The sequence below is a fragment of the Streptomyces sp. NPDC047022 genome (genome assembly GCF_040644155.1).
In the GTDB taxonomy this organism is placed as follows: domain Bacteria; phylum Actinomycetota; class Actinomycetes; order Streptomycetales; family Streptomycetaceae; genus Streptomyces.
Window position 1 is genome coordinate 21,675 of the sequence record NZ_JBEYVV010000050.1, and the last position, 7,969, is coordinate 29,643.

The 7,969-nt window shown below is 71.0% G+C and carries 8 protein-coding genes, 1 tRNA gene and 1 riboswitch; of the genes, 2 read left to right on the top strand and 7 right to left on the bottom strand.

Annotated features, from left to right (window positions below):
- Window positions 1-44: 44 nt before the first annotated feature.
- The 5 genes from ABZ845_RS30075 to ABZ845_RS30095 form a co-directional block, all read right to left on the bottom strand.
- A complete protein-coding gene (locus ABZ845_RS30075) occupies window positions 45-989 on the bottom strand; it encodes an aldo/keto reductase (RefSeq protein WP_360986032.1) in 945 nt (314 codons plus the stop codon).
- A 147-nt stretch (window positions 990-1,136) separates the two neighbouring features.
- A complete protein-coding gene (locus ABZ845_RS30080) occupies window positions 1,137-2,144 on the bottom strand; it encodes a M23 family metallopeptidase (protein WP_360986035.1) in 1,008 nt (335 codons plus the stop codon).
- Between the two features lie 11 nt (window positions 2,145-2,155).
- Window positions 2,156-2,312: riboswitch (cyclic di-AMP (ydaO/yuaA leader) on the bottom strand.
- A 233-nt stretch (window positions 2,313-2,545) separates the two neighbouring features.
- Window positions 2,546-3,820: a PP2C family protein-serine/threonine phosphatase gene (locus ABZ845_RS30085; protein ID WP_360986038.1), complete on the bottom strand. Its 1,275-nt coding sequence runs from the start codon at window positions 3,818-3,820 to the stop codon at window positions 2,546-2,548.
- A 221-nt stretch (window positions 3,821-4,041) separates the two neighbouring features.
- A tRNA-Met gene (locus ABZ845_RS30090) sits at window positions 4,042-4,115 on the bottom strand.
- Window positions 4,116-4,220: 105 nt separating this feature from the next.
- A complete protein-coding gene (locus ABZ845_RS30095; protein WP_360986041.1) occupies window positions 4,221-5,381 on the bottom strand; it encodes a dihydrofolate reductase family protein in 1,161 nt (386 codons plus the stop codon).
- A 162-nt stretch (window positions 5,382-5,543) separates the two neighbouring features.
- Here ABZ845_RS30095 and ABZ845_RS30100 point away from each other — a divergent pair, with 162 nt between their 5' ends.
- Window positions 5,544-6,056: a MarR family transcriptional regulator gene (locus tag ABZ845_RS30100; protein ID WP_360986044.1), complete on the top strand. Its 513-nt coding sequence runs from the start codon at window positions 5,544-5,546 to the stop codon at window positions 6,054-6,056.
- 161 nt (window positions 6,057-6,217) lie between these two features.
- The gene (gene ribA / locus ABZ845_RS30105; RefSeq protein ID WP_360986046.1) at window positions 6,218-6,895 is read left to right on the top strand and encodes a GTP cyclohydrolase II; all 678 of its coding nucleotides are present in this window, start codon (window positions 6,218-6,220) and stop codon (window positions 6,893-6,895) included.
- Between the two features lie 122 nt (window positions 6,896-7,017).
- Here the strand turns inward: ribA and ABZ845_RS30110 are convergent, their stop codons facing one another.
- On the bottom strand, window positions 7,018-7,410 hold the full coding sequence (locus ABZ845_RS30110; RefSeq protein WP_360986049.1) for a nuclear transport factor 2 family protein: 393 nt from the start codon (window positions 7,408-7,410) through the stop codon (window positions 7,018-7,020).
- 173 nt (window positions 7,411-7,583) lie between these two features.
- Window positions 7,584-7,969 (bottom strand): hypothetical protein (locus ABZ845_RS30115; protein ID WP_360986052.1); only part of this gene is annotated, 386 nt, incomplete at its 5' end.

Sequence of the window (7,969 nt, forward strand, 5' to 3'; positions counted from 1 at the left end):
CGGGGATACGCGGAGCCCACGGGGCCGGGCGCCGGGCCCGCCGGTCAGGCGGAAGCCGCCGTCAGTTTCTCCGTCTCCTCCTCGGTGAGCACCAGATCGGCCACCGCGAGCAGGGCCGGCAACTGCTGCGGCGTGCGGGCGGAGGCGATCGGGGCCGCCACCGTCGGCCGGCCGGCCAGCCATGCCAGGGCCACCGTCGCGACCTCCACGCCCCGGTCCACCGCGATCTCGTCGAGGGTCGCCAGGACCCGGGGGCCGCGTTCGGTCCGAAGGTGCTTGCCCGCGCCCTGCGCCCGCGCCGAGTCCACGGTGGCGCCCGGCCGGTACTTGCCCGTGAGGAAGCCGGCGGCCAGCGCGTAGTACGGCATCGCCGCGAGGCCGGTCCGGGAGGCGACGTCCTGGAGCGCGCCCTCGTATGTGTCGCGCGAGACCAGGTTGTAGTGCGGCTGGAGTGCCACGTAGCGCGCCAGGTTCTCGCGGTCGGAGAAGTCGAGGGACTCCTTCAGGCGCTCGGCGGAGATGTTGGAGGCGCCGATGGCGCGCACCTTGCCCGCCTTCACCAGTTCGTCGAGCGCGCCGATGATCTCCTCGACGGGCACGTCCGGCTGATCGAAGTGTGTGTAGTAGAGGTCGATGTGGTCTGTGTCCAGGCGGCGCAGCGACGCGTCGGCCGCGGCCTTGATGTTCGCCGCGGACAGCCCCTTGTACTCGGGGTGCTGGCTGACCTTGGTGGCGACGACGACGTCCGCGCGGTTGCCGCGCGCCTTCAGCCATGCGCCGAGGACGGTCTCGGACTCACCGCCCCGGTGGCCGGGAACCCAGGCCGAGTACGCGTCGGCCGTGTCGATGAAGTTGCCGCCGGCCGCGGTGTAGGCGTCGAGGACGGCGAAGGACTGCGCCTCGTCGGCGGTCCAGCCGAAGACGTTGCCGCCGAGGGAGAGCGGGAAGACCTCGAGGTCGGAGGAGCCGAGCTTGCGAAGGGAAGTCATGAACTGCGTCAACGCCCGTACCGGCAGTGGCGTTCCGGAGCGGGGCAAAGATCACGCAAATGAACGGATCCCCGCACTCCGCCCCGCGGGCACTGCGGCCCGGGGGCGGTCGGCGGGGATGCTTCGGGGCCCCTGCCGGGGCGTCCGTCAGGGGTTGAGGCCCTTGCCCTGCAGCCAGGCCATCGGGTCGATCGCGGCGCCGCCGTTCGGGTGGACCTCCAGGTGCACGTGCGGTCCGGTCACATTGCCGGTCGCGCCGACGCGCCCGATGACGTCGCCCGTGGACACCTTCTGGCCCACGCTGACGTTGATGGACGACTGGTGGCAGAACCAGAGTTGCGTGCCGTCGTCCAGCGTCAGGATCGTGCGGTAGCCGTAGGCTCCGGCCCAGCCGGCCTCCGTGATGGTGCCGCTGTGGATCGCCTTGATGAGCGTCCCGGTGGGCGCGGCGAAGTCGAGACCGGTGTGGTAGCCGGAGGACCACATGGAACCGGCGTCACCGAAGCGGGAGGTGAGGGTGTAGGAGGAGGTCGGCAGCGTGTACTGCTTGGCGAGTTCGGCCAGCCTCGCCTCCTCGGCCTTCTTCTTGGCCTCTTCCGCCTTCTTGGCGGCGGCGATCTTGGCCACGGCGTCGTCCTGCGCCTTGGCCGCCGCGGCGGCGGCCTTCTTCACGGCGGCGTCTTCCGTCGCCTGCACGGAAGCGGATGCCAGGCTGTCCCGCTGGGACTCGGCCTGCTGCATGATGCGGGAGCGCAGCGCCTCACCCGCGCCGGAGCCGTCCGACGCCGCCTCGGTGGCCGTCGTGCCTTCGGAGTGCTTCGCGCCGGTGTCCTCGCCGATCAGCTCCTTGGCCGAGTGCGTGAGCGAGGACAGGTCCGGCATGGAGATGGAGACGGGCGCCTTGCCGGTCTGGGCACTGGCCATACCGCCCGCGCCGACGGCCGCTATCACGCCGACGCCGAGCACGGTGGAGCTGCGCGCGAGTCCGCCCCCACGCTGCTTGCTGACGCGGTGGCGACCGCGGACGGGACGGAGGGAGTCCTCGGTGGGGTTCCACTCCTCCCAGGGGGCCTCGTCGGCGCCGGGTGCGAAGCCGAACGCGTGGGTGTCGTTCGGGGCGAACGAGGTGCTCTGGGCAGGCCGGTTGGACGCCACGTGGGCGCACTCCTTTCCTTCCGTCTCGCCTACCGGGTTAGCTGACGGGTTCGGAGAGGAAGGTCTCCTACGCGCGTATACCAGCCGTGCTGCCACGACGGTCTCCGCCCGATTCACCCCAAGGTGGTGGTTCCCCGGCTCCCTTGCGGGATTCGGCACACGCGCACGGAGCCGCCTCTTGTGACGGCTGGGACGACCGCGCTGCGTTATCGAACGTTAATAGACGCGGGACCCGGATTCCAAGCTGTTCAGAGAGATCCTTTACGCCTTTGGCCAGGACTTTCACACCATGAACCACCCAAAAAGGGCGAGTTGACCACGCTCCATAAACCTCGGACAATGTGACGGTTCGTCAATTGTTATGCGGAGAGGCATCATGTGCTCACCGGCCGTGACAATCATCAAGAGGGCCGGGAAACCTCGGGCGCGTCGGGACGGCGTACCGCGAGCAGAGCCATGTCGTCCGTCGCACGGCCCTTGGTGTGGCGGGCGACATCCTCGACGACGGCGGACAGCAGGGCACCGGGAGCGGGAGTTCCGCATCCGGCCAGCCGGGCCGCGGGATCGTAGAACTCGCCGTGCGCGTCCCGCGCTTCGGAGACGCCGTCCGTGTGCAGGAGCAGCGTCGCCCCGGGCGGGAAGTCCCGCTCCTCGGCGCGGTCCGGCCAGATCCCCAGGTCGCCCATCCCGAGCGGCAGCGCGCTCTCCTGGGTCTCCAGCACGCTCAGAGTGCCGTCCGGAAGCAGGAGCAAGGGGGCGGGGTGGCCGCGGTTGACGATACGGGTGGCCCCGCCCCCGTGCGGGATCTCCACGAGCACCGCGGTGGTGAAACCCTCGGACGCGTCGAGCCCCTGACGCCGGGTGCCCTCGCGCGACAGCGCCCGCTCCAGGCGCTGGACGACGGCCTCCAGCGTCGTCTCCTGCTCGGCGGCCTCCCGGAAGGCGCCGATGAGGACGGCGACCGCGGCCACGGCCCCCATTCCCTTTCCGCGCACGTCCCCGACGATGAGCCGCACTCCGTGCGGGGAGTCCTGCACGGCGTACAGGTCACCGCCGATGAAGGCGCCCGCGTGGGCCGCCTCGTAGCGGGCGGCGATGTCCAGTCCGCCGATGCGGGCGGCGGGTTCGGGCAGCACGGCGCGCTGGACGGCCCCGGCGATCTCGCGGGCTGAGGCCAGGCGTTCGTTCTTGCGGCGTACGAGCACATTGAGCAGGACGGCCAGGACGGCGACGGTGACGATGGTGACCGTCTCGGTGACCGATCCGGCGCGAGCGGCGAGGCCGAGCCCGAGGCGGGGCCCGAAATGGATCACGAGGATGGCGAGGACGGCGGCCACCCCGGTGAGAACGGTGCCGCGCAGCGCGTACAGGAGCGCGGCGACGAGCGGGGCGGCGGTGAAGAGGGGACCCGCCGTGACATCGGAGAGGGTGAGCCAGTCGTAGCCGGCGCCTATGGCGATGAGCAGCGCGGGCAGGGCTGACAGCAGTGCCCGCACCCGCAGGGAACGGAGGGTCTCGCCCTCCCCCCTGCCTTCGCCTCCGGCCCGGCCCGGCGCCCCGAGGGCCCCGGCGGCCTTGCCGCCGGGTCCGGGATCGCCGGACGCCCGGCTGTCCTCCGGCCGGTCATGTTGGTCGTAGAACGTCTCGACGCACCGCGCACCTGCTTGCTGCACCACCCGTCCAGGCTTTCCGGAAGGTGAGCGGAAGGCGACCGCTGTGGGCCGGGCGGAGTACTGGCGTGCGCCCAGGGACGTTCTGGAAAGCACGGGCGCCCGGGAAGACACCGGGTTCGGGGAGGCACGCGCGCCCGGGAAAACGCGGATGCCCCGGAAAACGGGGATGCCCCGGAAAACACGGAGGGCCGGAGCCCTTTCGGACTCCGGCCCTCCGCCGTCAGTAGCGGGGACAGGATTTGAACCTGCGACCTCTGGGTTATGAGCCCAGCGAGCTACCGAGCTGCTCCACCCCGCGTCGGTGAAACCAGTGTACGCCATGCGCGGGAGGCCAAGCACACGGTTTTCCGCTCAGGGCCCCTCACCAGCGGATTCCGGTCTCCCGAGGGGCCGCCGCGGCGCGTCAGGGGCGGCTCGGCGGCGGGCTGAGCGGGCCGAGCAGATGGGCGTTCGGGGCCTTGGCGAGCGCCTCGTACCCCGGCAGCAGCACCACATCGGCGCCCTCCGCCACCAGGACCGCGTTCCCGTCGGCCGACTTCACGAACGTGTCCGGTTCACGCCAGGCGGTGACCACCCGTCGCACCCCGGCATCCAGGATCAGCCGGGAGCACGGCGCCGGCCGGGAGGCGCGGCGGGCGCACGGTTCCAGGCTGCTGTAGACGGTGGCACCGGCCAGCCGGGGGTCGGCGGCGTCCAGCTTCGCCAGGGCCGCCTCCTCCGCGTGGACGACGGGGTCGCCGCCCTCGCGGGAGTGCGCCCGCGCCAGTTCCGTGCCGTCGGCCGCGACGATCACCGCCCCCACGCTGAAGGCCGTCTCGGACGGCGGGCACTGCGCCGCGAGCTCGCAGGCCGTCTCCAGCCACCGCCGGTCGGCGGCGGAGGCGAGCGACCCGGTGCCGGGTGCCGTGGGCACGTAGCGCATCAGCACGACATCGCCGACCTGCCGCGTCTCCACCAGCCGCATCCGTCCCGGCGGGTAAGCCCCCGGACCGAACATCCGCGGCGCGTCCGCCTCGCCCACGAACAGCGGCGCGACGGCGAGCTGGAGTTCGTCCGCGAGCCCCTCCCGCAGCAGCTGGGTGTGCACCCGGCCGCCGCCCTCGACCATCAATCGCCGTACGCCCTTCACCTCCCTCAGGTGCGAGAGGACCGCCCGCCACTCCACCTCGGGCCCGAGCGCGATCACTTCCACGTCGGCGGGCAGCAGACCCCGCAGCCGCCGTGCGCCCGCGTCGGTCGTGTAGAGGGCCTTCGCGCCGCCCGTGTGCCAGAAGGCGGCGTCGGGGTCGAGGGCCCCGGAGGCACTGACGGTGACCTTGAGCGGGAACTCCGGCAGTCCGGCGGCGATGCGTGCCGCGCGCCGCTCCGCCGAGTACACCAGCAGCCGCGGGTTGTCGGTGCGCAGCGTGCCCGCGCCGACGAGGATCGCGTCACTGCCCGACCGCACCTCGTCGACCCGGTCGAAGTCCTCGGGTCCGGACAGCAGGAGCCGCTCGGGTCCGGTGTCGTCCAGGAAGCCGTCGAGGGAGACGGCGGCGGACAACAGGACATAGGGGTGGGTCATGGGATGCGCTCCAGGAGTCGGGAAACCGGGTCGGGCGGCGGGGCCGGGCAGGGGCAGTCAAGCGGGTCGGCCACGGGGGCGGCCAGGGGGCGGGAAGCGGGTCGGGAGGCAGGTCGGGAAGCACTTATGGTTCAACTTTTAAACAATAACTACACTGGCGCCATGACGACGACCCGCTGGCTCACCCCCGAGGAACAGCGCGCCTGGCGCTCGTATCTGGCGGCATCATGGCTCCTGGAGGACGCGATCGACCGGCAGCTCCAGCAGGAGGCCGGTATGCCGCACCTCTACTACTCGATCCTGGCCAACCTCTCGGACGCGCCCGGACACCGGATGAGGATGACCGACCTCGCCGAGACACTCAAGATCACGCGTAGTCGGCTGACCTACGCCGTCACACGTCTGGAGAAGGACGGCGCGGTGCACCGGGAGGGCTGCGCGAGCGACGGGCGCGGCAGCCTGGCGGTCCTGACGGACGCCGGCATGGAACTGCTGGAGCGGACGGCGCCGGGCCATGTCGAGACGGTCCGCGCCTCCCTCTTCGACCACCTCACGCCGGAGCAGGTGGCACAGCTGGAGGCCATCTGCGGGCAGATCGCGGGGGCGCTCCAGCAGGACGAGGAGCGGTCGGCGTGCGGCGGGGTGCCATGGCGCCGTCGCTCGTCCACGGCGTGACCGCGGCGATGACCGCGGGCGTGACCGCTTAAATACGTTGCTTGAAACTTAAAGCAGGGTTAGAGTCTCCGACCGAGGGTGTGCTTCAAATCTGAAGCATGAGCGGTGCGAGGCGCGCCCTCCGCATCCGCATCCCGCCGGCACGGAGAAGAGACGAACACATGCGCGACGTACGTGACGCCAACGCGACCAGTGACAGCGGTATTCCGGCCGACATCCCCACCGCCTCGGTCCGCACCCGCGTGACGGTCCCGCTCCGTTTCGGCGACGGCTACACGGTCACCGCCGACCTCGTCACCTTCCATGGCCTGGCCGACGGGCAGGAGCATGTGGCCGTGGTCCTGGGCGAGCCCTCCGCCGAACGTCCCCCGCTGGTGCGGCTGCACTCCGAATGCCTGACCGGCGACGTCTTCGGCTCGGCCCGTTGCGACTGCGGCCCCCAGCTGCGCGAGGCGGTGGAGCGCATCGCCGACCGGGGCGGCGTCCTGCTCTACCTCCGCCAGGAGGGCCGCGGCATCGGCCTCTACAACAAGCTCGACGCCTACGCCCTCCAGGACCAGGGCCTGGACACCTATGAGGCGAACGCCGCGCTCGGCCTGCCGGAGGACGCCCGCGACTACACGGCCGCCGCGCAGATGCTGGGCGCCCTCGGCATCGACGCACTGGACCTGCTCTCCAACAACCCGGACAAGGCGGCCCAGCTGCGCGACCTGGGTCTGACGGTCACACAGCACGTCCCCACGGGTGTCTTCACCACGGCGCACAACGTCCGCTACCTGCGCGCGAAGGTGGTCCACACCCAGCACACGCTGCCGCTCACGGAACTGACGGCGGGCTGAACCGAGGCGTCAGGGAAGGGACTTCACCTGGGGAAGGACCCCGGAGCCTGCTCAGCCCTGAAGGCCGGCACGGCGCAGACCGCAGTCGCCGCACCCTTGCGCGGGACTGCGCCGGAGGGCGGTCAGCGGGCGCTGCCGAGGTCTCGGTCGGCGTCGGTGCCCTGGAGCATGAGGGTGGTCTCCTCGATGCGGCGGAAGCGGCCGTCAGGGGTGAGGTCGGCGAAGACGTAGACCTCCATGGTGACGGTGGAGCCGTCGGTCTTGGTGATGTGGCAGGTGTGGCGGTCCGCGTACTTGGTTCCGTCGTACAGCTCGTCGTGCACCTCGACCTTGCCGTCGGCGACGATGCCGCGCAGGTGGGCGATGTGGTCGAGGAACTCGGCGCGGTCGGCCCACTCGCCGTCCGTGCGCTGGCGGTAGTCGGGGGTGAAGTGCCGGTCGGCGGCCTCGTCCAGCGTGAGGTCGCGGTTGAAGAGCAGGTCGTTGAGGGCTGCTTCGATGCCGGTGCGGGTCATGGGAGCTTCCTTTCGAGATGAGCGCGAGGAGAGGACACTACGTGCGTCACGCACGCTTCACCTGACTGTAGCACCAATGCGTGCGTCGCGCACGCTATCGGGGGGTGTCCGGTGCCGACCTGGTCGGCTGCGGCGTCAGGGCGTGGCGCGCTGACGGTTCGGCCGGTTCGGCGTCAGTGTTTGACGGTGATCGGTTGGCGTTCGAAGCACACGGAGTCCGGGTCGTTCTTCTCGCCGCCCTGATGGCCCTTGATCTCCACACGTGCACCGGGCTCGATGGCGTCGTACACCCACTTCCCGTCTTCCGGTGAGAGGGCGATGGCGCCGGCGTCGAACTCGTTGCCGATGGCGTTGAGACCGGCGTCGGGGTTCAGCGCGAACATCAGCAGCCGCTCGTGGTGACTGCGGTCGGTGTAGGTGACCGCCCACCGCATGTCCGCGGGCATGGTGAACTGGTGCAGGGCCAGGGTGGGGTACTTGGCGGTGACCGTGACCGTCGTCTCGCCGATCGGGCAGTTCGGCGACGGCTTGCCGATGCGGAACGTCTTGCCCTCGATGG